The organism is Haladaptatus salinisoli (assembly GCF_020614375.1).
GTDB classification, from domain to species: Archaea; Halobacteriota; Halobacteria; order Halobacteriales; family Haladaptataceae; genus Haladaptatus; species Haladaptatus salinisoli.
Genome location: NZ_CP085329.1, coordinates 45,718 through 68,055, shown reverse-complemented (window position 1 = coordinate 68,055; position 22,338 = coordinate 45,718). Strand labels below are relative to the sequence as shown.

Below are 22,338 nucleotides of genomic sequence, written 5' to 3'. Positions count from 1 at the left end.
TAGTTTATATGATATCATCAAACATCCGATGCAAAATCTTATCCCACCGGTCGGTCTTTCGTCATACATGTCACGGTCAACCGATGACGGAGACCCCGTTCAGTCGGGGATCCTCGACGGAGTGCGGGTTCTCGACCTCTCGACGTTCGTCACCGGCGGGTTCTGCTCGCTCATGCTCGCGAATCAGGGCGCGGAAGTCATCAAAGTCGAACGGCCAAGGATCGGCGACGACAACCGTCACTCGGGGCCGCCGTTCGTCGACGTGGACGGTTACGACGGCCCGGGGAAGACCGCGTCCGACCGCGGCGAATCGCCCTACTTCTGGACGGTGAACTACGACAAAAAGAGCGTCGAGCTGAATCTGAAGAGCGACGAGGGACTGGAAGTGCTCTACGACCTGGTCGGCGAGTCCGACGTGTTCATCGAGAATTACCGCCCTGGAACCGCCGACCGACTCGGCGTCGGGTACGAGGATCTCCGCGAACGCAACGACGAACTCATCTATTGCTCCATCTCGGCGTTCGGCGAGTCGGGACCGTGGAGCGACCGACCGGGCTACGACCTGCTCGTGCAGGGGACCAGCGGCATCATGAGCGTCACCGGATCGGAGGAGGGCGACCCGGTCAAAGTGGGTCTGCCCCAGACCGACCTCATCACCGCCATGTGGGCCGCGTTCGGCATCGTGGGGGCGCTGTATCGCCGGGAGTCGACCGGGAAGGGCGAACGGGTCGAACTCGGCATGCTGGACGCCGCGCTCCCGTGGTTGACCAAGCAGGCGGGGAAAGCGTTCGCGGGCGAGGAGCCGACGCGGATGGGGACGAAAGACCCCGTGCTCGCGCCGTATCAGGTGTACCCGACGGCGGACGGACACCTCAGCGTCGCGGCGGCGAACCAGAAGCTCTGGACGGAGTTGTGCGAGGCCATCGACCGGCCGGAACTGGCGGACGATCCGCGATTCGAGACCAACGCCCACCGGGTCGAGAACATGGACGAACTAGAGGCAGTATTGTCGGACGTCTTCCGAAAGCGGCGAACGGACGAGTGGGTCGAACTGCTCGCGGACGAACGGGGACTGCCCGTCGGGCCGGTCCACAGCGTGGACGAGGCGCTCCACAACGAGCAAGTGGAGGCTCGGAACGTGCTGTCGACGGCGAACCACCCGGCGGCGGGAGAGATTCCGGTCATCGAACACCCGCTCAACTTCGCTAACGCGGAGTCGGGCTTCCGGGACGGCCCGCCGCTTCTGGGGGAGGACACAGTGCCGATTCTCCGAAAAATGGGCTACACCGACGAGGACATCGAGACGCTGAAGAACGCCGACGCGATTCCCGACGAATGACGCGATCGACACCATGAGCGACGAGAACGCGTCGGACCGGTACCGAACCGGGGCCGACGAGACCGACGTCGACGCGGTCGAGAACCGCGCCGACCAGCACGTCCCGGAGGAGGACGCCCGCCTCCTCGCGCGGGTTCCGGAGTGGGTCGTCGCCCTCGGAGCGGGGGCGCTGCTGACCGCGACGCTCATCACGCTGGCCGGGTCGGCGTTCCTCTGGTACTCGGTCTCGCAGGGGCGGTTCTACGGCTACCAGCCGTACGAAATCGTCCTCGCGGGCGTGCAGTTCACCGCGGTGACGGCGTTTCAGGCGGTCGGCGTCCGCTGGGCCCGCCGACGGATTCGGTGGATGTGGGTCATGCTCGCGGCTATCGCGGGGTCGCTGACATTCGTCGCGCTCCCGTTCACCGCCGTCGCGCTGGCGTGCATCGGTCTCGGCAAGTATCACTTCACGCTCGATACGCCGGCGAACGTCGTTCGCGGCGAGGAAAACTAACCCCCACGCTTATTCGTTCCAACCGCATCGCATTTCGTATGTCAACGACTGACGCGACCGCCCGGCTAGCGGCGCACTGCGCGGAGACGCGATTCGCCGACCTACCCGCGGACGTGCGGGAGAAACTCAAACGTCACCTGCTCGATTTCCTCGGGGTCGCGCTCGGCGCGCGCGAACACGCCGCATCCACGCCGGCCATCCTCGAGGGGTTGGGCGGTCGAGGGGGCGGCGCAGCGACGACGATCGTGACGGGCGACCGCCGCTCGCCGGAGCGCGCCGCCGCGGTCAACGGGGCGCTCGCCCACAGCCTCGACTTCGACGACACCCACCGCGAGTCGTCGCTCCACCCCGGCGCGCCGGTGATCCCGGCCGCGCTCGCGGTCGCCGAACGCGACGGGGCGACCGCCGAGCGAGTCCTCGCGGGGATGTCGGCCGGGTTCGACGTCGCCTGCGTCCTCGGCCGGGCCGTCGACCCGGACGCCCACTACGACCGGGGATTCCACGGAACGGCCACCTGCGGGACGTTCGGAGCCATCGCCGCCGCGGGCGTGGTGGCGGGGCTCTCGGCCGACGAGTTCGAATCGGCGTTCGGGGTCGGCGGCAGTCAGGCCGCCGGGTCGCTCCAGTTCCTGTCGAACGGCGCGTGGAACAAGCGCCTCCATCCGGGGATGGCCGCGCGCCGCGGGGTCACCGCCGCCTCGCTCGCCGCGGCAGGATTTCGGGGCGCGGACGCGGCCGTCGAGGGCGAGTACGGCTTCCTGACCGGGTACACGGACGCCCCCGAACCCGCGGCGTTCGACCGACTCGGCGACCACGCCGTGATGGAGACCGCGCTGAAACCGTACCCCTGCTGTCGGTACGTGCACGCCGCGCTCGACGCGCTCACCGAGATCGGCGCGGGGGTCGATTCGAGCGCGGTGGAGTCGGTGGTCGTCGACCTTCCGGAACCGGGCGTGCGTCTGACCGGCGACCCCGTCGAGCGCAAGCGTCGACCGTCGAACTTCGTCGACTGCCAGTTCAGCGCGCCGTTCGGGGCGGCCCTCGCGCTGTCGACCGGCGAAGCGGGGCTGGAGGCGTTTCTCGACGCTCAGTCCCGCCTCGACGACCCCGACCTCCGCAACCTGATGGACGCGACCGAGGTCGTGTCGACGGACGAAGTGCAGTCGCTGTTTCCGGAGCGGTGGGCGGCGGGAGTCGTCGTCGAGACGAAGGACGAGACGCACGAGCGGTTCGTCGAGACCGCCCTCGGCGAACCCGAGAAGCCGCTGGGGTGGGACGGCGTGACCGAGAAGTTCGAGGCGCTCGCGCGGTCGGCGGGCGTCGGCGGCGATACGCGCCGTGAACTCGTCGAAATCGCGCGCGACTTCGAGAGCCGCACCGTCGCCGACCTGACGGACGCCCTCCGCGAGCGGGGGTCGCGGTCACTGTAGCCATGGCGGCGCTCGACCTCGTGAACCGAACCGCGGCGAGAGTTCGGAGCGGGGTGGACGCGCTCCGCGGAGGCGGCCGGGGCCGCGTCCTGGTCGTCGTGGCCGCGGGTTGGCTGTTGGTGCTCGGCACCCGCATCGTCCTCCCCGCGCTCCTCCCGCAGGTCAAGGCGGCGTTCGGCATCGACAACGCGACCGCCGGCCTGCTCGTCTCGGTGCTCTGGGGCGCGTACGCGGTAACCCAGTTTCCCGCCGGGATGATGGTCGACCGAATCGGCGAGCGGACGACCCTGACCGTGAGCACGCTCGTCACCGCCGCGGGGGCCGCCGCGCTGACCGTCGCACCCTCGTTTCCGGTGTTCGTCCTCGGCGGCGTTCTGTTCGGTCTCGGGTCGGGCCTCTACGCCCCGCCGCGGGTGACGGTGCTGTCGCGCATCTACCCCGACCGGGACGGGACGGCGCTCGGAGCCACCTTCGCCGTCGGCAACCTCGGCGCGGCGGGACTGCCGCTCGTCGCGGGGGCGCTGGCGCTGTGGTTCCACTGGCGGGCCGGGTTCGGGTTCGTCGTCCCGCCGCTCGTGCTCGTCGCGTTCGGCCTGTGGGCCTACGTCCCGACGCGGTCGGACGGGGAATCCCGCGCGGCCGAGGAGTTCACCCGCCGAACCGCCGTCCGACTCCTCCGCGGCATGACCGACGGTCGCGTGGTGCTGGCGTGGGTCGCGATGACGCTGATACTGTTCACCTACCAGGGCATCACCGCCTTCCTCCCGACCTACCTCATCGACGTCAAGGGACTGACGCAGGGAACCGCCTCCGTGCTCTACGGGCTGTTCTACGCGAGCGGGGCCGTCTCGCAGTGGTTCGCCGGCAACGCCGCCGACCGGTACGGCGAGCGCACCGTCCTCGCCGCGCTCGCCGGCGTCGGAGTGGTCACGGTCGGACTGCTGCCGTTCGTCGGCGGAACCGCGGCCCTCGCCGCGCTGCTCGCGCTGCTCGGCACCCGACTCGGTATCGGCCCCGTCGGCAACGGGTACGTCGCGGCGCTGCTGCCCGACGAGATTCAGGGGGCGGGGTACGGGCTGTTCCGGACGTTCTACCTCGCGGTCGGCGCGGCGGGGTCGCTGTTCGTCGGCGTCCTCGCCGAAGCCGGCTGGTTCGACGAGGCGTTTCTCGTGCTCGCGGGTGTCACCGCGGTGTCCTCCGTGCTCTACCTGTTCCTGCCGCCCGCGCCCGCCTCGGTGGCCGTCGGGGCGGCCGCGGACGCCGACGGGGGGACCGACGGCGGACTCTCCAGCGCCGCCGAACCCGGGAGCGACGCGGACGGCGAGAGCGACCGAACCACGGACTGAGCTTTCGGCTCAGCCGCGCAGCCTCTTCCGGAGGTCGGAGACGACGTCCTCGGTCGTTGCGTCCCCGCCGAGGTCGGGCGTTCGAGGCGCGTCCGGGTCGGCCACCTGCGCTTCGACCGCGTCCCAGAGGTCGTCGGCCGCCGACCGTTCGCCGAGGTGTTCGAAGAACATCGACCCCGAGAGGACGGTGGCGAGGGGGTTGGCGACCCCCTGCCCCGCGATGTCGGGCGCGCTCCCGTGCACCGGTTCGAACATCGAGGGGTAGTCCCCGTCGGGATCGACGTTCGCCGACGGCGCGAGGCCCATGCTCCCGGTGACGATGGCCCCGATGTCGGTCAGGATGTCGCCGAACAGGTTCGACGCCACCACCACGTCGAACTCCTCGGGGCGGCGGATGAAGTCCATGCTCGCGGCGTCGACCAACAGGCGTTCGACCTCGACGCCGGCGTACTCCTCGCCGACCTCCGCGACGATGTCGTCCCAGAACACCATGCTGTGGGCCTGCGCGTTCGACTTCGTGATGCTGGTCAGCCTCCCCTCGCGTTCGGCCGCGGCCTCGAACGCCGCGCGGACGATTCGCTCGGTTCCCTCGCGCGTGAACACCCCGCTCTGAATCGCCACGTCGTTGCCGAATCCGCGGTGCTCGCGCCCGCCGACGTCGGCGTACTCCCCCTCCGTGTTCTCCCGGTAGACGACGAAGTCGATGTCGCCGCCCTCGTACCCCCGCAGCGGGCTCTCGATGCCGTCGAACAGCACCGAGGGCCGCTTGCAGACGCCCTGGTCGAACCCCTTCCGGATTGGTAACAGCAGTCCGTGGAGCGTGACGTGGTCGGGCACCTCGGGGTGGCCGACCGCCCCCAACAGTATCGCGTCCGACTCCGCCAATCTGTCGAGGCCGTCGTCGGGCATCATCGCGCCGTCGTCCAGATACCGTTCCGTACCCCAATCGTACCGGGTGGTTTCGAACCCGAAGCCCGCCGCGTCGGCCGCCTCCTCGAACAGGGGGAGCGCCGCGTCGACGACTTCCGGACCGATGCCGTCCCCGGGAATCGTGGCTATCTCGTACGCCATGCGTTACCAATCGGAGAAACGCCGTAAAAAACCTCGGTCGAAAGCGAGGGGAGGCGGACGGCCGACGCCGCTAAACGTCGACTCTGAACTCGGCCAGCACGTCACGGTCGATTTCGACGCCGAGACCGGGGGCGTCGGGAATCGGTACCTCGTTGCCGTCGTTCGTGACGGGGTCGACCGCGAGGCTCTCGCGGATGGGGTTCGGCGTGCGGTCGAACTCCAGCATCGGCCCGCCGGGAATCGTCGCGAGCACCTGGAGGCTGGCCGCGAGCGCGACCGCGCTCCCGAACACGTGGGGGAGACACTGGACGTTCGCCGCGTCGGCCATCGTCGCCACCCGCCTCGTCGAGGTGATACCGCCGGCGCTCGTGACGTCGGGTTGGACGTACCCGACCGCCCCGGCGTCGAGGACGCGGTCGAACTCGTGCTGGAACGCCCAGCACTCCCCGCCCGCCAGCGGAACCTCGACCGCGTCGTTGAGCGCGGCGTAGTGCTCGACGTTCCGGGGCGGCACCGGTTCCTCGAAGAAGTAGACGTCGAGCGCCGCGAGTTCCTCGGCCACCCGCCGGGCGTCGGCGAGGTCGTACGCGTGGTTGGCGTCGGTCATCAACCGCACGTCGTCGCCGACCGCCTCCCGGATGGCTCGGACGAGTTCCACGTCCTTCTCGGCGTCCCAGCCGAAGTGGCGCGCGAGTCCGATCTTGTTCTTCAGCGCGTCGAACCCCGCCGCGACGTGGCCCTCCGCCTCCTCGACCACGTCGGTGCGGAGTTCCTCGAAGTCCTCGACCTCGCCCCAGAAGTGGCCCGTCGCGTACGCCCGCACCCGGTCGCGTCGCCGACCGCCCAGCAGCGTCGACACCGGAACGCCGACCGCCTTCCCGTATAGGTCCCACAGCGCGATGTCCACGCCGCTGACGACGCTGGCGGGGACGTAGGAGTGGTACGACGACCGCAGTTCGTACACGAGGTCGTCGTGAATCCGCTCGACGTCGCGGGGGTCGCGGCCGCGGAGGAACGGAGCGACGTACTCCTCGACGAGTTCGCGGTTGCCCGCCGTCGGCCCCCAACACTCGCCCCACCCGACCCGACCGTCGTCGGCTTCGATTCGAACGAGGCAGTACTCGCGGCTGTCGATCCACTTCTGGGCGTTGGCGAACCGTTCTCCGAGGTCTCTGCGGAGCGGTATCGCTTCGACGCTGGCGACCTCCATGCGCGTCACGTCGGAGTCGACCGTACTGAAACTTTCCCCGCGGTAGCGTACCGCACGGGGAAACGCCGGCCGCGGGCGACCGGAACCGCGCTCGTCGGCGTCGGTCGGCGGGGCGGACGCGTTCGGGTCGCGGCCGCGAATCACGGCTCCCCGTCGCGTACCGACCGTCGCGCATCTTCGTCGAGCGCCCGGTCGAGGACGGCGTCGGTGTGTTCGCCCAGCCGCGGCGGCTTGCGGTCTGTTCCGGTGTCGACCTCGGAGAAGAGCGCCGGGAACTGAACCAGCGGCATGTCGACGCCCCCGAGCGACAGGTCGGAGGTCACCGCGCTATCGCGGAGTTGCGGATCCGCGAACACCTCGGCGGTGTCCCGAATCGGCGCGCCCGGAACGTCGGCGTCGCGGAACAGGTCGAACCACTCGTCGGCGGAGCGTTCGGCGAGCAGCGGTTCCAACGTCGCGGTCAGCTCTTCGCGGTGCTCGACGCGGTCGGCGTTGGTCGCGAAGCGCGGGTCGGCGGCCAGGTCCGGCCGGTCGACGGCCTCGCAGAACGCCTCCCACGTCCCCTCGCTCCCGACCGCGACGGCGAACCAGCCGTCGGCGGTCTCGAAGGCCCGGTACGGCGCGAGCGAGGGGTGGGCGGTTCCCATCCTCGGATAGGGGTCGCCGGTGGCGAGCGTCCGACCGGCCCGTTCGGTCAGCCACGAGACGAGTCCCTCGAACATCGGCACCTCGATGCGCTGGCCGCCGTGTCGGTCGCGGACGTACAGCGCGGTCACGACGCAGAGCCCGGCGTACATCCCGGCGCTGATATCGCCGATGGGAATTCCGGGACGCGCCGGGGGGCCGTCGGCCTCCCCCGTCACGCTCATGCTCCCGCTCAGCGCCTGCACGACCATGTCGAACGCCGCGAGGTCGCGGTTAGTCCCCTCCAAAAAGCCGGATATCGAGCAGTATATCAGCTCCTCGTTGACAGTCCGCAGGTCGTCGTACTCCAACCCCCATTCCTCCATCGTGCCCGGCCGGTAGTTCTCGACCACCACGTCGGCGGCCGCGGCGAGGCGCTCGAACGCCGCGGCGCCGGACGCCGTCGAGAGGTCGAGTTCGACGCTCCGCTTGCCGCGGTTGAGCGACGCGAAGTAACTCGATACGCCCGAGTCGCCCACCGCCGGGCCGACCGCCCGCGTGATGTCGCCGACCTCCGGCCGTTCTATCTTGACCACCTCGGCCCCGAGGTCGGCGAGCAACTGGGTGGCGAACGGTCCCGCGAGCATCTGGGTACAGTCGAGCACGCGGACGCCGTCCAGCGGTCGCCGGGCGGTGTCGGCCTCGGTCATCTCCGATCCCGCCGGTCGATCGACGTCGATTCCGCCCCGTTCGGCGACCGTGCCTCGGTTCGCGTGTGTCGGCGCATACGACTACGGTATCTCCCGGCGTGAAAATAAAAACCGCGGCTCCGGAGGCGTCGGACGCCGGACGGCGGCGGGGATGCGGACGCATCGGCACCGACTCGTCGCGGTCGGGGGGATGGTAACCGTGAACGTGACCCAAAGTTCTTTCTTGGCCGGTTGTGTATCCGATTCGTGTATGGCCTCCTACAGCGCCTACGAGAGCATCACGGTCGACGTCGCGGACGGCGTCGCCACCATCGAGTTCCACCGACCCGAGAAGTACAACGCTCTCAACACCGCGGTGATGTTCGACCTCCGACGAGCGTTCGACGAACTTCAACTCGACCGCGACGTTGACGCCGTCGTCATCACCGGAGAGGGCGACGACGCCTTCTCGGCCGGCGCGGACATCGAGCAGTACGCCGGGACGGCCGAGGAGCACGACCCGCGCCAGAAGAACCGACAGGAACTGTTCTACGACATCTACCGCGCCCCGCTCGACCTTCACGCCCCCGTCATCGCCAAGATAGACGGCTACTGCGCGGGCGGCGGGCTGATACTCGCGATGTACTGCGATATGCGGGTCGCCGCGGAGGGGTCGCAGTTCGGCGTCCCGACCTGCAACATCGGACAGATTCCGACCGGCGGATCGACGTACCGCGCGGTTCAACTCGTCGGCGAGGCCAAGGCGAAGGAACTCGTCCTCACGGCCGGATTCGTCGACGCCGAGGAGGCCCACCGAATCGGACTGGTGAACCACGCGGTGCCGCCCGAGGACCTGGACGAAACGGTCGCGGAGATCGTCGCCGGCATCCAGGGCACCGGCCGCACGGCGGTCAAGAACTCCAAGAAGGCCATCAACTACGCCGCCGCCGCTCCCGATATCGAGACCGCGAGGGAGTACGAGGCCGACCTCTGGTGGGAGCAGTTCGCCACCGACGAGCGCCGCGAGTTGGTGGACGAGTTCAACGAGCGGTAGCCGCCGGTGAATCTTTTTGTGCTCGGAGGCTCGTTGGTACGCTATGACGAGACAGGGGCCGCTGTCGGACCTGACCGTCGTAGAGATGACCGCCCACCGGGCCGGGCCCTTCTGCGGGGCGCTCCTCGCCGACCTCGGCGCTGAGGTGGTCAAAATCGAGCGACCCGGCGTCGGCGACCCGGCGCGCGACCAGGGGCCGGGGCCGGCGGGCAAGTCGGGCTACTTCGCGGCCAACAACCGGAACAAGAGGTCGGTCACGCTCGATTTGAAGGCGGACGCCGGCCGAGAGGCCGCGCTCGAACTGCTCGCCGGGGCGGACGTCTTCGTCGAGAACTTCGGCTACGGCGTCACCGAAAAGCTCGGCGTCGGCTACGAGGACGTCCGCGAAGTGAACGAGGACGTGATATACGCCAGCATCAAGGGGTACGGCGAGACCGGCCCGGCGAAGGAGAAGAAGGGGTTGGACCTCATCCTGCAGGCGGAGGGCGGCATCATGAGCGTGACCGGTCCCGAGGGCGGCCAACCGGTCAAGGTCGGACAGGCCATCGGCGACCTCGGCGCGGGGATGTTCGCGACGATGGCGGTACTGGCTCGGCTCCACGAGCGCGAGCGGCGGGACGGAACCGACGAGGAGTTCGTCGGCAAGTTCGACGTGGGGCTGTTCGACACCGTCGTCAGCCTCATGAACGAGTACCTCACGTTCCACTCGATGACGGGGGAAGTCCCCGGCCCGCAGGGGACCTCCCACCAGTCGCTCGTGCCGTACCAACTGTTCGAGACGGCGGACGGGCACGTCGTCACGGGCGTTCCGAGCGACGACCGGTGGGACGACTTCGTGGACGTCGTCGGCCGCGAGGAACTCCGCGAGTACCGGACCAACGACGAGCGCGTCGAAAACGCGGAGACGGTCGTTTCGGCGATCCAGGCGGAGTTCTCGAAGCGCCCGACCGACCACTGGTTGTCCGCGTTGACCGAACGCGGCTTCCCGTGCGGGCCGTTGAACGACGTCGCGGACGTCGTCGACCACGACCAGGCCCGAGCGCGGGGACTCGTTCGGGTACACGACGACCCGGACGGCGGAGAAATCGCGTTGCCCGGCCACCCCGTCAACTTTCCCGATTTCGACGCCGAGATTCGTCGCCCGGCGCCGCGACTGGGCGAACACACGGACGAGGTCTTCGCGGAGATCGCCGACGAGCAGACGACGCTGGACGAGTGGCGGGCGGGCGGCGCGTTCGGAGGGAGTTCCGGCGATGAGTGACGGGAACCCGGAACGCCCCGACCTCGACCCGCTGTTCGCCCCCGAATCGGTGGCCGTGGTCGGGGCCAGCCCCGACTCGTGGTACTCCTCGCAGTTGATGGACAACCTGCTCGACTACGGCTACGACGGGACGGTGTACCCCGTCAACCCGAGCCGCGAGACGGCGTGGGGGCGCACCTATTACGACACCATCGCCGACGTTCCCGAGGTCGTCGACCTGGCGGTCGTCAGCGTGCCGCGCGACCACGCGGTCGACGTGGTCGCCGCGGCGGGCGAGCGGGGGACTCCGGCCGCGCTCGTCATCACGGCGGGGTTCGCGGAGGCCGACGACGAGGGTGCGCGACTGCAGGACGAACTGGCGACCGCGGCCGCGGAACACGGCGTGCGGGTCTGCGGCCCCAACTGTATCGGACTGGCGAACGCCCGCGAGGGGACCGTGCTGACAAGCACGTGTTCGCGGCACCCCGAACCGGGAGCCGTCGGACTGGTCAGCCACTCCGGAGCGCTGGCGTTCACCACCTTCTTCGAGCGCGCCGCCGACGAGAACCTCTCGTTCTCGCACGTCGTCTCGACCGGCAACGAGGCCGACCAGACGCTGACCGACTACGTCGAGTACATGGCGGCCGATCCGGCGGTCGAGGTCATCTGTGCGTACGTGGAGGGACTCGCCGACCCCCGCCGATTCGTGGAGGTGGCCGAGGCCGCCGTCCGGGAGGGGACGCCGGTGCTCGCGGTCAAGATAGGCGGCTCGACGGCGGCCGAGAGCGCGGCCATGTCGCACACGGGGTCGCTGGTCGGCAACGATCACGCCGCGGCCGCGGCGTTCGAGCAGGCCGGCGTCCAACGGGTTCCGGACATCCCCGATTTGCTCGCGCGGGCGAGCGCCCACGCGGCGTTCGACCCGCCGGCCTCGAATCGAGTGTGCATCGCGTCCACCAGCGGTGGGTTGGCGAGCCTCCTCGCGGACATGGCGAGCGAACGCGGCCTCGCGGTTCCGCCGTTAGAGGGCGAGACGGAGCGCGCGCTGGTGGACATGGAGGGGCTGTTGACCTTCGGCGAACTCCACAACCCCGTCGACATCAGGGGGTACGGCGCGGACCACCTCCCCGAAATCGCTGACGTCCTGTTCCGGGACGACGAGTACGACGCCTACGTGTTCGCGATCGGTCTCTCGGCCGTCGACGAACGCGCCGCCGACATCGCCGACGACCTGCTCGCGGTCGCCGACGCCGCGACCGAACCGGTGTTGTTCCTCTGGACCGGCCGCAAAGAGCCCGGCGAACTCGACGACCCGCAGCCCTACGAACGGGTTCGGGAGGAGGTACCGCTGTTCTACGACCCCGGTCGGTGCGTGGACGCCCTCGCTTCGCTGGTGGAGTTCGGCGCGACCCGGGAGCGACTCGCGAACCGGCGGCCGCGGAGCGACCGACGGACGGCGGGCGTCCGACCGGTCGACGCGCCGTCGGGGCGGGCGTTGTCGTGGCGGGAAGCGGCCGATCTCCTCTCGGAGTTCGGCATCGAAACCGTCCCGACGCGGCTGGTCGACGGCCCGGACGAGGCGGCAGCGGTCGCGGCGGAGTTCGGATTCCCGACCGTCCTCAAGGTCGACTCGGTCGACGTCCCGCACCGCACTCGGGTCGGCGGGGTGAAGACCGACATCCGCACGGCGGCGGACGCCCGCGAGGCCCACGAGGAGATTCTCTCGAACGTTCGGAACGAGGCCCCGGACGCCGAAATCGAGGGCGTGCTGGTGCAACCGCAGGTCGAGGGCGGCGTCGAGGCGTTCGCGGGCGTTTCCACGGACCCCGAGTTCGGCCCGGTCGTGGCCGCGGGAACCGGCGGAACGCTGGTCGAGGAGTTCGACGAGCGCGCGGTGCGGATTCCGCCGCTCACGACCGTGGAAGCGGCGGACGCGATAGCCGACACCCGTCTCGGCGCGCTCCTCGGAGAGTCGGGCGGCGACGCGGCGGCGCTGGCCGACCTCCTCGTCAGCGTCGGCGACCTCGCGGTCGGGGTCCGGTCGCTCGCCGAACTCGACCTCAACCCCGTTCTCGTTCGCGACGAGGGGGTCGCGGTCGTCGACGCCTTGGTTCGCACCCGGTGACCCGGCAACTATACTTCGGCGCGCCGCGTACGCGGAACCGATGGTTCACCGTTTCAGGGACACCGTCCCGCTATCCGAACAGCAGCGGCTGGTGCGTCGAAGTATCAGGGACATCTGCGAGAACTTCGACCGCGCGTACTGGCGCGACCGGGCGCGGGAGGGGGAGTACCCCCGCGAGTTCGTGGACGAACTGGCCGACAACGGTTGGATGGGGGCGCTCATCCCGGAGGAGTACGGCGGCGCGGGCATGGAGACGAGCGAGGTCGTGGTCATGATGGAGGAGATAGCGGCCAACGGCGGCGGGTTCAGCGCCGCGCAGGCGATCCACGGCGGCATCTACAACACGGTTCCGCTCGTGGAGTACGGCAGCGAATCGCTGAAATCTGAGCTGTTGCCCCGGGTGGCCGACGGACGGGCCTCGATACAGGCGTTCGGGCTGACGGAACCGAACGCGGGTTCGGACTCCACGTCGATTCGTACCCGCGCCGAGAAGGACGGCGACGAGTACGTCATCAACGGGCAGAAGATATGGACCTCGCGGGTCGACCAGAGCGATTATCTCGTCCTCGTCGCCCGCACCAGTCCCAAATCCGACGTCGAGAAGGACACGCGCGGTATCTCGATGTTCCTGGTCGACCTCGACGACGCGCTATCGCAGGGCGCGCTGGACATGGAGCAGATTCCCAAGTCGGTCAGCGAGTTCGTCCACTCCTACGAACTGTGGTTCGAGAACCTCCGCGTTACGGACGACCACCTCATCGGCGAGGAGGGGTCGGGTTTCTACCAGGTTCTGGACGGGCTGAACGAGGAACGACTCGTCATCGCCGCCGAGTGCGTCGGACTCGGCGAACTGGCCGTCGAGCGCGCCGTCGAGTACGCCACCGAGCGCGAGGTGTTCGACCGACCCATCGGGGAGAATCAGGCCGTACAACACCCGATAGCGGACGCCCACGCCCGCGTGCAGGCCGCCAAACAGATGACGTACGACGCCGCCGCTGCGACCGGCGAGTCGAGCGCCGAACTCGGGGCCCGCGCCAACATGTCCAAGTACCTCGCCGCGGAGGCGTGTTTCGAGGCCGCCGACGCCGCGGTCCAGACGCACGGCGGGTTCGGCGTCGCGACGGAGTACGACGTCGAGCGATACTTCCGGGAGGCGCGACTCACGCGGTTAGTTCCGATAACCCAACAGCTCGCCCTGAACTACATCGGGGAGAAGGTACTCGGACTGCCGCGCTCTTACTGATTTTCCGCGAAAGGTTTAGTATCGTCTCGGTCAGTTTTGCACCCGATACGATGGTCGACACCGACGACATCGACGACGGGGACGAATCGACCCGGAACGACGGAAACTCCCGACGGCTCGTCCGGGGATGGCAAGGCCGCTACTACGAGGACTTCGAAGTCGGGGATATCTACAAACACCCCTACGGGCGAACCGTGACCGAAACCGACAACGTCTGGTTCACGAACGTCAGCATGAACCTCAATCCGATGCACTTCAACGAGGCGTACGCCGCCGAGACCGAGTTCGGCGAGCGACTCGTCGACGGGACGTACGTCATCGCGCTCGCCGTCGGCATGAGCGTCATCGACGTCTCCCAGAACGCGACGGCGAACCTCGGGTACGACGACGTTCGACACCACGCGCCGGTGTTTCACGGCGACACCATCTTCGCGGAGAGCGAGGTCGTGGACAAACGCGAGAGCGAGTCCAGAGAACACGTCGGCATCGTGACGACCGAACTACGGGCGTACAATCAGCGCGACGAACTGGTGCTGTCGCTCGAACGAACCCCGATGGTGCTGAAACGCGAGCACGCCCGACCGAGCGCCGCGACGCCGCCCGGGTGGGTCGAAGGGGTCGGGACGCAACCAGAGGACCTCGACTGAGAGCTCCATTCGCCGATGCCGAATCGCGGTCACACCGTGCGATTCGGCACAGTCGGCGAGAAATCGCCCCGTACGGCTCCTTCTCCCGATTTTCCGGAACGACGTCGCGTCGAAACGTCGGCGATGGGTCGAATACGATTTATCATGAACGAATCGGCGGAGAGAGCAGTTGAAACGCCCTTTCGACCTATTTTTCACACCACCCATACAGAAACGATCGGGGAATCACCCGTTTCCGCGTTCCTGTCGATTCACGAGAAGTGAATTATAAGTGGGTGGGGCCAGAAGCGTGATATAGGCATGTCACAGCATGGCAAAGGGGGACGAACGGTCAAGGCGACTGAAACGACGTTCGCAATCATCGAAGGGCTCGAAGAGTTAGACGGGGCGCGAGTGACGGAACTGGCCGAGCACTTGGGGCTGGCCGCCAGTACGGTACACAGCCACCTCTCGACGCTGTACGAGATGCGATACGTGGTACGGGAGGGCGATAAGTATCAGATAGGGTCGCGCTTTCTCAAGTTGGGCGAGGCCGCGAAGGAGCGCAAAGAGGCGTTCGACCTGATCGAACCGAAGGTCGAGGAGCTAGCCGAGGAGACGGAGGAGCGATGTCAGTTCATCGTCATCGAACACGGGCGCGGCGTCTACCTCCACAGAGAGACCGGTAGTCGAGCGGTCTGGACGGACTCCGGCCTCGGAAAGCGGATTTACCTGCACGCGACGGCCGCCGGAAAATCGGTGCTCGCTAGCCTCCCCGAGGAACGCGTCGAACGAATCCTCGACCAGTGGGGTCTGCCCGCGCTAACGGAGAACACGATTACGGACAGAGCGGTACTTTTCGAAGAACTAGACGCCATCCGCAAGCAAGGGTTCGCGGTCAACAAAGAGGAGAGTACGGTGGGCCTTCGAGCGGTCGGCGTCCCCATCACGGACAGTTCCGGCAGGATGGTCGGAGCGCTGAGCGTCTCCGGCCCGACTCATCGGATGAAAGGCGAGTGGTTCGAGCGAGAAATCCCGAACCTGCTTCTCGGAACGGCGAACGAACTCGAGTTGAACCTGAAGTACTCCTGAACCGCGTCGGCTTTCCTTCGACGACGCCGCCGAATCGGACCCGTATCCGCGGGCGAGGAGCGAAACGTCGGCGATAGTTTCCGTCGACGTCAAAATTACCGGCCGACGATTCTCGTTACAGGTGTAGTCGTGTAAAGCATAGCCGGTTCCGCGTTCGGACCCTCGCGCTACCCGCCGAACTGCGCGCGAAGCGGGCTTCCGGGCGTAACGCGCCGATTCTACACGATACCTCGCGGTCGCGGACGCGGAAAGCGGGATTCGAAAATCCCCCTCCATTCGTTCAAAATTATTTACTCGATATTTCCACCGTTTCCGTCGATGGCCCGTCGTGGAGAGCGTCTCCCGACCAAACCGCGGGACTGCTCGAGGAGGTCGCTGAGCCCGAAGCGACGAGGCGGCTCGCCGTTGCCGTCGCGTCCGGAGGAGGGCATCGCGCGGACGTAGCCACCGGTGCGGGCTTCTTCGTAAGCCCTCCACGACCGGTTCCGGCGCTTCGGGGCGAACGGCGTTCGAAAGAGAGTCGGCGATACGTCGCATTCCGGTCGACCTCCGATACTCTTTCGGGGGAACGGACGGTAGTCGGTCGCGAGCGTCGCCCGAAAGCGCCGGAGACGATGCTGCGCGCCGGCGTTTCCCGCTCGTTCGACGCTTGCGATGAGGATAGGTCGACGTCGATCGCTCGTCCGCGACCATTTCCACGACTGATCGGGTAATCAGTTTCGTAACCGGTTGGAGCTTCGAGGGTGAGAAAGCCGACTCGATAGCGCGACCGTTCTCGCGTCACGTCCGCCGGAAGGTTCGCGAGGAAAACCGCGACGAGTCGCCGAGAGGACGCTTCGATCGGTCGCCTCTCACCACGCTTCCCGGAGCACCGCCTCGACTTCCTCGGCGGTCGGGTTCAGTCCCGCCGGCGCGCGAGCCATCGGGTGGTCGTCGACGATGAACTCGGCGATAGCCAGCAGATCCGCCCTCCGCGTTTCGGGAAGCTCCCGGAGACGCGTCGGCGCGTCGAGCGCGTCGCGCACCTCGGCGACCGCGTCGACTACCGCGTCGGCCAACTCGGCGTCGGAGTGGTTGGCCGGGTCGATTCCGAACCCCTCCGCCAGCGCGGCCCGGTTCGCGTCGACTCCTTCGAAGAGATACCGGAGCACGTGCGGGACGACGACCGCGTGCGCCGCCCCCTGTTGAACGGCGTATCGACGGGCGAACCCGTGGCCGAACGCGTGGACGACGGAGATTTTGCGGTCGAGTTGGACGAGCAGCAAACCGACCACCGCCCGCTCCGTCGCCGCGGCGTCGGCGGGTTCCTCGTCGCCGGCGACCCGCGGAAGCGCCTCGCTCAGCAGGCGGAGGCCGTGAACCGCCGTCGCGTCGCTGACGGGGTCCGCATCGCGGGCGTACGGCGTCTCGATCCCCTTATCGAATCCGTTCATCGCCGACCCGGCCAGCGCGCCGACGGGGGTCGTCTCGAACAGGGACGGGTCGGCGAAGTCCGATATCGGCATCGCGGACCCGCCGACGCTCACCGGCTGCGCCGTCGGGGACTCCGCCGCGGAGAGTATCTCGACCGACCCGCCGCTCGACACGTCCGCCCCCGCGAACGTCGTCGGAACGACGATCACCGGCGGTTTCTCGCCGTTCGAGTCGAACGAACCGATTTCCCCGTCGCGCGCCTCGTCGCGGAGTTCCGCGAGCGAGCGGTCGTCCGCAGCGAGGACGCTCGCCTGTCGGGCGACGTCGAGACTGCTGCCGCCTCCGACACCGACGAGGACGTCCGCGTCCGTCTCGCGCAACGCGTCGACGACCTCGAACGCGGTTTCGGCCCGTTTCTCCGACGTCGTCCGGTCGAAGACGCCCGTCAGACGTTCGCCGAGTCCTCCTTCGACCGGGTTCATCAGGTCGTCGTTGGCTCCGACGTTCGACCCGCAGACGACGAGGGCGCGGTCGAGGCCGCGCTCCGCGAGGTAGTCCCCCAATCGACCCACGCATCCGCGGCCGTATATCAGGTCGCAGTCGCGGTACTCGTACTCGAACGCATCGACCATCCGGAACATCGTCCGTCGGTTGGAGTGGCTCCGCCATGAAGGTAGCCGTCACGACGCTCTCGGAGCCGAGCAAAAAAGTCGACCGCTACTCGAGACCGCCGTCCGCGACCGTTATCCGACCTCCATGGCGCGGTCCACGACCTCCTCGCCGTACGTGTCTTCGAGTTCGTCCCGCTGATCGGGCCGGGCCTCGTACACCTCCTGGAACAGCGTTATCGGGGTCTGTGCCGCCTGATACGTGGCTTCGTCCCACATCCGGTCCCGCGTCACTTCGACCTCGGTACCGTCGAGAATCAGTCTCGCCGTTCGCGTCATCGAGATGGCACCCTTCCCCGCGGCCTTGGCCTCCTCGAACTCCTCCATCGAGTCGACGTAGTCGTCCATGGCCATGACGTACTGCGTTCGGTCGCGGAGTTCCTTCTGCAGTTCGTCTTCGTCGAGTTCGCGCTCCTCGCCGCCCGCTTTCAGTCGGTATCGCCCGTCCCCCAGGGCTTCGAGTTCGACGTCGTCACCGTCGTACGCGTGACCTCCGTCCTCGGTTCGGTCGAGTTCGACGGTCTCCCCGTCGATTTCCAGCAGGTAGCTACCCGCTTCGGGCGGTAAGGGGGCCGTGTTCGCCTCCACCACCTGTCCGGGCGTCAGCGACCAGATTCCGAGCATCCCCTTCGCCCGGTTGTCGGTCATCCGCTCGTGGTAGCCCTCCACGTCCCTGATGTCGTCGTAGGGCCCGTCGACGGCGATCAGCCCGTTCGCGCTCGCGGCGCGGGAGGTGTTGTGCCGCAGCTCCGGCCACGGAGGGAGGTCGCCCGTCGGGGTCATGGCGCGCATGTCCTTGGTGTAGTCGACCTCGCCGTCGACGAGGAGGAAGAGCCGTTCCAGGTTGTTCGATCGCTTCCCGATCTCCTCGTCGATTCGGGACATTGCCAGTTCGGCTTCCCCGCTCTCGATGATCGGCGACATGGAGAGCGAGCCCTCTTCGAGACCGTGTTCGGCCTCCACGATGGTGATGAACTCGTCGGCCTTCTTCCAGTCGTCGATAGCGCCGACTTCGGGAATCACGAACCCGTCGATGTGCTGAACCGCCCCCTCGTCGGGGTCGGCGAGGCGCATCATGTGCTCGAATCCGCGTCGTCTGGTCTCGGGGTCGTCCCTGTGCCAGACGACGCGGGGATGGATTTCGCCGGGGAAATCTTCGCCGTGCTCCGAAATCACGTCAAGGATGTTCTCGACGCCCTCGTCGCGCATGCTCGGTGCCGTCGCGTCTTCGTTGTCCGGCACCCAAACGTCGGGGGCCTGCATCCCTCGAAGCTGCGAGGCCTTGCGCAACATCTTCGCGGTGTCGTCCTGTTCGACGGCGGTCGGTGACGTGAAAAAAGATCGCACGAACGCTCGTTTGCGCTTCTCCGTTGCCATATGCGTGTGAACCGTCAACCCAGAGCGTGATAAAAATTCACGTATTGGCTAAATTTTCGTGTACGTAATCGCGGAATCGCGCGACTCGAATCGAAGATGCGGGCGCTAGCGGATCTCCTCGACGGCGGTCGTCTCCATTCGGTCGTCCTCGGCTTCGCGGGTCACGCGCAGTCGGATGCCCTCCTCCTTCTCGGTCGCCTCCACGGAATCGACGACTTGCCGCGTGGCTTCCGGGTCGAGCATCACGAGTCGGTCGTCGTCGGTGACGATACCGTACCCGCTCTCGATGCAGTGTCCCATCAGCGCGCAGTCTCGGGTGTGCGTCCGGGCGTTTTCGAGGAGTTCGTCGCGCGCGTTCTTCCGTATGCAACCACCGTCCATGACGTATCCCTCGACCGTTTCGGTGTGCTCTCCCATCGTGATTCCCTTACGGAATCGTGCCGCTTGTGCGTTATCCCCGCCACCTGACGTTCGGGTGACGGGGTGGGCAGGGACCGCGCGGCCGACGGTGCATATCGGAAACGGTCTCGACCGGAGAGGAGATCCCACCCTTATCACCGGAGAACCGGCGTCAGGGAGCGGATTCGGGCGCGGGCGGACTCGTCCGTTAGCGATGGGCGTAGCTCCTCGGTCGATAAATGGAAGCGGGCCTCAAAGTGATACCGACCCACACATCCTTCGTTGGTGAGACCGTACGGTAGCGCACGGGGATAATCCATGGACGAGCACGGAGATTCGAGCGATAGGGAGGAATCGTCCGACCGTCGCGCCGGCCGCGACGGACGCCACGAGCACGGAGAGAGTGGGGACGCGTCCGACGGTGAGCGCGAGGAGCCGCGGGTGGAACGGTCGATGCTCGAGGCGGAAGCGGAGGACGCGGACGAGGCCGAACGCGACGTCCACGAGCGGTACGCGCGCGACGCGGGCCACGGGGGTGGCGACCACGGGGATGGCGGCCGCGGCGGTCACGACCACGGCGACGGCGGCGGGATGCACGCCGGCCACGAACAACTGTTCCGGCGGCGATTTTTCGTCTCGACGCTCCTCTCGGTACCGGTTCTCCTCTACAGCGAGGCGCTCCAAGAGTGGCTCGGATTCTCGGTCCCGTCGTTCCCCGGCAGCGAGTGGATCAATCCGGTGTTCGCGGTGATCGTCTTCGGATACGGCGGCGTGCCGTTCCTCCGGATGGCGGTTCCGGAACTCCGGGAGCGCGCGCCGGGGATGATGACGCTCATCTCGATGGCGATCAGCGTCGCGTTCGTCTACAGTCTGGCGAGCGTCGTCGTCCCGACGACGGCGGCGTTCTTCTGGGAACTCGTGACGCTCATCGACATCATGCTCCTCGGGCACTGGATCGAGATGCGGAGCGTCCGGCGCGCGTCCGGGGCGCTCGACGAACTCGCGCGGCTGATTCCGGACACCGCCGAGCGCCTCGCGTCCGACGGCGAGACCGAAGAAGTACCCGTCGGCGAACTCCGAGAGGGCGACCTCGTGCTCGTGCGCCCCGGAGCGAACGTGCCCGCCGACGGCGTGGTCGAGGCGGGCGACTCCGACGTGAACGAGGCGATGATTACGGGCGAATCCCGGGCCGTTCCCAAGGAGCCGGGGGACGAGGTCGTCGGCGGCACCGTCAACGGCGACGGAAGCCTCCGCGTCCGCGTCACCGCCACGGGCGACGAGACGGCGCTCGCCGGAATCATGCGACTCGTCGAAGAGGCGCAGGGAAGTCGCTCCCGAACCCAGATGCTGGCCGACCGCGCGGCGGGGTGGCTGTTCTACGTCGCCGTGGCGTCGGCGGCGGTGACCGCCGTCGCGTGGACGGTCGCGACGTCGTTCGACGCGGCGGTCATCGAACGCGCCGTGACCGTGCTCGTCATCTCGTGTCCGCACGCGCTCGGACTCGCCATCCCGCTCGTCGTCGCCATCAACACGTCGCTCGCCGCGCGCAACGGGATGCTCGTGCGGGACCGAATCGCCATGGAGCAGGCTCGCAACGTCGATACGGTGATGTTCGACAAGACGGGAACCCTCACGGAGGGCGAGCAGGGCGTCGTGGACGTCGACACCGTCGACGGCGTCACCGAGGAGGAGGCGGTCGCGCTCGCCGCCGCCGTCGAGGGCGACTCCGAGCACATGATCGCGGAGGCGATCCGCGACGCGGCCGACGAACGCGGCGTCGCGACCCCGACGGCGACGGGATTCGAGGCGCTCAAGGGACGCGGCGTCCGAGCGACCGTGAACGACGAGACGGTGTACGTCGGCGGGCCGAACCTCCTCTCGCAGTTCGAGGGCGACGTACCGCCCCGACTCGAGGACTTCGCGGAGCGCGCCGGGGAGAACGCGCAGACCGTCGTGTACCTCGTGCGCGGCGACGAGGTGCTCGCAGCGTTCGCGCTCGCCGACGTCGTTCGCGAGTCGAGCTATCGGGTCGTCGACGCGCTCCACGAACTGGACATCGAGGTTGCGATGCTGACCGGCGACAGCGAGGACGTCGCGACCGCGGTCGCGGACGAACTCGGCATCGACACCGTCTTCGCCGAGGTACTGCCGGAAGACAAGGACAAGAAGGTCGCGGAACTCCAGTCGCGGGGAGCGCTCGTGGCGATGGTCGGCGACGGGGTCAACGACGCCCCCGCGCTCACCCGGGCGGACATCGGTATCGCCATCGGAAGCGGAACGGACGTGGCCGTGCAGTCGGCGGATATCGTCCTCGTGCAGAACGACCCGCTCGACGTGGTGCGACTCGTCAAACTGAGTCGGGCGAGCTATCGGAAGATGCAACAGAATCTGGTGTGGGCCGCGGGCTACAACGTGGTCGCCATCCCGCTGGCGGCGGGCGTGCTCGCGCCGATCGGCGTCCTCCTCTCGCCGGCGGTCGGCGCGCTCCTGATGTCGCTTAGCACGGTCATCGTCGCCATCAACGCCCAGTTCCTCCGGCGGGTCGACCTCGACCTGCCCTCGCTCCCGGGCGTCCCCGCGCGCGCGACCCCCCGACCGGCGGACTAACGCCCGCTTGGACTCGTCCCGGAAGAGCGACGACCGCTCCGCTCGAAAGGGATTGAATCCACCCCACGAATTCAGACAGTATTTCCTAAGTGATGTGAAATTTATGCGAATGGTGTCGATTACCCTTAATGCCATCGCGAAGAATCGTCCACTTCGGCCGGTGGTCGACGCCGACGGAACGCCGGCACGGTTCCCTCGGCCGTAGCGCCCCGCACCGCCGCGTACACCCCCGGGTAGCGTCGGGTCTTCCGATGAGGTTTCGGGGTCGGCATTCGCCGCGACGAGGAGCGCG

Annotated in this window: 17 protein-coding genes; 11 read left to right on the top strand and 6 right to left on the bottom strand. The window is 67.9% G+C overall.

Going from position 1 to position 22,338, the window contains the following annotated elements; genetic code table 11:
- The first annotated feature begins 67 nt into the window (after nt 1-67).
- The 4 genes from LIX00_RS18365 to LIX00_RS18350 are packed head-to-tail and all read left to right on the top strand — an operon-like array spanning nt 68 to nt 4,608.
- Nucleotides 68-1,339 (top strand): CaiB/BaiF CoA transferase family protein, encoded by a 1,272-nt coding sequence (locus LIX00_RS18365; RefSeq protein ID WP_227356458.1) that lies wholly within the window; start codon nt 68-70, stop codon nt 1,337-1,339.
- Nucleotides 1,340-1,352: 13 nt separating this feature from the next.
- Nucleotides 1,353-1,832: a hypothetical protein gene (locus LIX00_RS18360; RefSeq protein WP_227356457.1), complete on the top strand. Its 480-nt coding sequence runs from the start codon at nt 1,353-1,355 to the stop codon at nt 1,830-1,832.
- 38 nt (nt 1,833-1,870) lie between these two features.
- The gene (locus LIX00_RS18355) at nt 1,871-3,262 is read left to right on the top strand and encodes an MmgE/PrpD family protein (RefSeq protein ID WP_227356456.1); all 1,392 of its coding nucleotides are present in this window, start codon (nt 1,871-1,873) and stop codon (nt 3,260-3,262) included.
- A gap of 2 nt (nt 3,263-3,264) precedes the next feature.
- Nucleotides 3,265-4,608: an MFS transporter gene (locus LIX00_RS18350; protein WP_227356455.1), complete on the top strand. Its 1,344-nt coding sequence runs from the start codon at nt 3,265-3,267 to the stop codon at nt 4,606-4,608.
- A 9-nt stretch (nt 4,609-4,617) separates the two neighbouring features.
- Here LIX00_RS18350 and LIX00_RS18345 read toward each other — a convergent pair whose 3' ends face one another.
- From LIX00_RS18345 to LIX00_RS18335, 3 genes are all read right to left on the bottom strand, one after another.
- Nucleotides 4,618-5,679, bottom strand: a complete 1,062-nt coding sequence (locus LIX00_RS18345; protein ID WP_227356454.1) for an isocitrate/isopropylmalate dehydrogenase family protein — start codon at nt 5,677-5,679, stop codon at nt 4,618-4,620.
- A gap of 70 nt (nt 5,680-5,749) precedes the next feature.
- The gene (locus tag LIX00_RS18340; protein WP_227356453.1) at nt 5,750-7,033 is read right to left on the bottom strand and encodes a mandelate racemase/muconate lactonizing enzyme family protein; all 1,284 of its coding nucleotides are present in this window, start codon (nt 7,031-7,033) and stop codon (nt 5,750-5,752) included.
- Complete coding sequence (locus LIX00_RS18335; protein WP_227356452.1) at nt 7,030-8,223, bottom strand: CaiB/BaiF CoA transferase family protein; 1,194 nt, start codon at nt 8,221-8,223, stop codon at nt 7,030-7,032. The genes LIX00_RS18340 and LIX00_RS18335 overlap by 4 nt, the downstream gene beginning before the upstream one ends.
- Nucleotides 8,224-8,473: 250 nt before the next feature.
- On the opposite strand from LIX00_RS18335, the gene LIX00_RS18330 reads away from it, so the two are divergent.
- The 6 genes from LIX00_RS18330 to LIX00_RS18305 all read left to right on the top strand — a co-directional run bounded on the left by LIX00_RS18330 (nt 8,474) and on the right by LIX00_RS18305 (nt 15,582).
- A complete protein-coding gene (locus LIX00_RS18330; RefSeq protein WP_227356451.1) occupies nt 8,474-9,256 on the top strand; it encodes an enoyl-CoA hydratase/isomerase family protein in 783 nt (260 codons plus the stop codon).
- A gap of 43 nt (nt 9,257-9,299) precedes the next feature.
- A complete protein-coding gene (locus LIX00_RS18325) occupies nt 9,300-10,517 on the top strand; it encodes a CaiB/BaiF CoA transferase family protein (RefSeq protein WP_227356450.1) in 1,218 nt (405 codons plus the stop codon).
- The gene (locus LIX00_RS18320) at nt 10,510-12,621 is read left to right on the top strand and encodes an acetate--CoA ligase family protein (RefSeq protein ID WP_227356449.1); all 2,112 of its coding nucleotides are present in this window, start codon (nt 10,510-10,512) and stop codon (nt 12,619-12,621) included. The genes LIX00_RS18325 and LIX00_RS18320 overlap by 8 nt, the downstream gene beginning before the upstream one ends.
- Nucleotides 12,622-12,661: 40 nt before the next feature.
- Entirely contained in the window at nt 12,662-13,864 is a 1,203-nt protein-coding gene (locus LIX00_RS18315; protein ID WP_227356448.1) for an acyl-CoA dehydrogenase family protein, read from the top strand.
- 50 nt (nt 13,865-13,914) lie between these two features.
- On the top strand, nt 13,915-14,511 hold the full coding sequence (locus LIX00_RS18310) for a MaoC family dehydratase (protein ID WP_227356447.1): 597 nt from the start codon (nt 13,915-13,917) through the stop codon (nt 14,509-14,511).
- A 300-nt stretch (nt 14,512-14,811) separates the two neighbouring features.
- Complete coding sequence (locus tag LIX00_RS18305; RefSeq protein WP_227356446.1) at nt 14,812-15,582, top strand: IclR family transcriptional regulator; 771 nt, start codon at nt 14,812-14,814, stop codon at nt 15,580-15,582.
- 851 nt (nt 15,583-16,433) lie between these two features.
- Here the strand turns inward: LIX00_RS18305 and LIX00_RS18300 are convergent.
- From LIX00_RS18300 to LIX00_RS18290, 3 genes are all read right to left on the bottom strand, one after another.
- On the bottom strand, nt 16,434-17,636 hold the full coding sequence (locus LIX00_RS18300; RefSeq protein ID WP_227356445.1) for an iron-containing alcohol dehydrogenase family protein: 1,203 nt from the start codon (nt 17,634-17,636) through the stop codon (nt 16,434-16,436).
- A 102-nt stretch (nt 17,637-17,738) separates the two neighbouring features.
- Complete coding sequence (gene aceB / locus LIX00_RS18295) at nt 17,739-19,040, bottom strand: malate synthase AceB (RefSeq protein WP_227356444.1); 1,302 nt, start codon at nt 19,038-19,040, stop codon at nt 17,739-17,741.
- Nucleotides 19,041-19,145: 105 nt separating this feature from the next.
- The gene (locus tag LIX00_RS18290) at nt 19,146-19,457 is read right to left on the bottom strand and encodes a hypothetical protein (protein WP_227356443.1); all 312 of its coding nucleotides are present in this window, start codon (nt 19,455-19,457) and stop codon (nt 19,146-19,148) included.
- A 300-nt stretch (nt 19,458-19,757) separates the two neighbouring features.
- Here LIX00_RS18290 and LIX00_RS18285 point away from each other — a divergent pair, with 300 nt between their 5' ends.
- Nucleotides 19,758-22,046 (top strand): copper-translocating P-type ATPase, encoded by a 2,289-nt coding sequence (locus LIX00_RS18285; RefSeq protein WP_227356442.1) that lies wholly within the window; start codon nt 19,758-19,760, stop codon nt 22,044-22,046.
- Nucleotides 22,047-22,338 lie beyond the last annotated feature (292 nt).

Excerpts from the sequence above, each read along its gene's own strand:
- LIX00_RS18360 (WP_227356457.1), top strand. The coding sequence starts at position 1,353 with ATGAGCGACGAGAACGCGTCGGACCGGTACCGAACCGGGGCCGACGAG.
- LIX00_RS18315 (WP_227356448.1), top strand. The coding sequence starts at position 12,662 with ATGGTTCACCGTTTCAGGGACACCGTCCCGCTATCCGAACAGCAGCGG.
- LIX00_RS18335 (WP_227356452.1), bottom strand. The coding sequence starts at position 8,223 with ATGACCGAGGCCGACACCGCCCGGCGACCGCTGGACGGCGTCCGCGTG.
- LIX00_RS18290 (WP_227356443.1), bottom strand. The coding sequence starts at position 19,457 with ATGGGAGAGCACACCGAAACGGTCGAGGGATACGTCATGGACGGTGGT.
- LIX00_RS18350 (WP_227356455.1), top strand. The coding sequence starts at position 3,265 with ATGGCGGCGCTCGACCTCGTGAACCGAACCGCGGCGAGAGTTCGGAGC.
- LIX00_RS18305 (WP_227356446.1), top strand. The coding sequence starts at position 14,812 with ATGTCACAGCATGGCAAAGGGGGACGAACGGTCAAGGCGACTGAAACG.
- LIX00_RS18330 (WP_227356451.1), top strand. The coding sequence starts at position 8,474 with ATGGCCTCCTACAGCGCCTACGAGAGCATCACGGTCGACGTCGCGGAC.
- LIX00_RS18285 (WP_227356442.1), top strand. The coding sequence starts at position 19,758 with ATGGACGAGCACGGAGATTCGAGCGATAGGGAGGAATCGTCCGACCGT.
- LIX00_RS18310 (WP_227356447.1), top strand. The coding sequence starts at position 13,915 with ATGGTCGACACCGACGACATCGACGACGGGGACGAATCGACCCGGAAC.
- aceB (WP_227356444.1), bottom strand. The coding sequence starts at position 19,040 with ATGGCAACGGAGAAGCGCAAACGAGCGTTCGTGCGATCTTTTTTCACG.
- LIX00_RS18320 (WP_227356449.1), top strand. The coding sequence starts at position 10,510 with ATGAGTGACGGGAACCCGGAACGCCCCGACCTCGACCCGCTGTTCGCC.
- LIX00_RS18300 (WP_227356445.1), bottom strand. The coding sequence starts at position 17,636 with ATGTTCCGGATGGTCGATGCGTTCGAGTACGAGTACCGCGACTGCGAC.
- LIX00_RS18325 (WP_227356450.1), top strand. The coding sequence starts at position 9,300 with ATGACGAGACAGGGGCCGCTGTCGGACCTGACCGTCGTAGAGATGACC.
- LIX00_RS18345 (WP_227356454.1), bottom strand. The coding sequence starts at position 5,679 with ATGGCGTACGAGATAGCCACGATTCCCGGGGACGGCATCGGTCCGGAA.
- LIX00_RS18365 (WP_227356458.1), top strand. The coding sequence starts at position 68 with ATGTCACGGTCAACCGATGACGGAGACCCCGTTCAGTCGGGGATCCTC.
- LIX00_RS18355 (WP_227356456.1), top strand. The coding sequence starts at position 1,871 with ATGTCAACGACTGACGCGACCGCCCGGCTAGCGGCGCACTGCGCGGAG.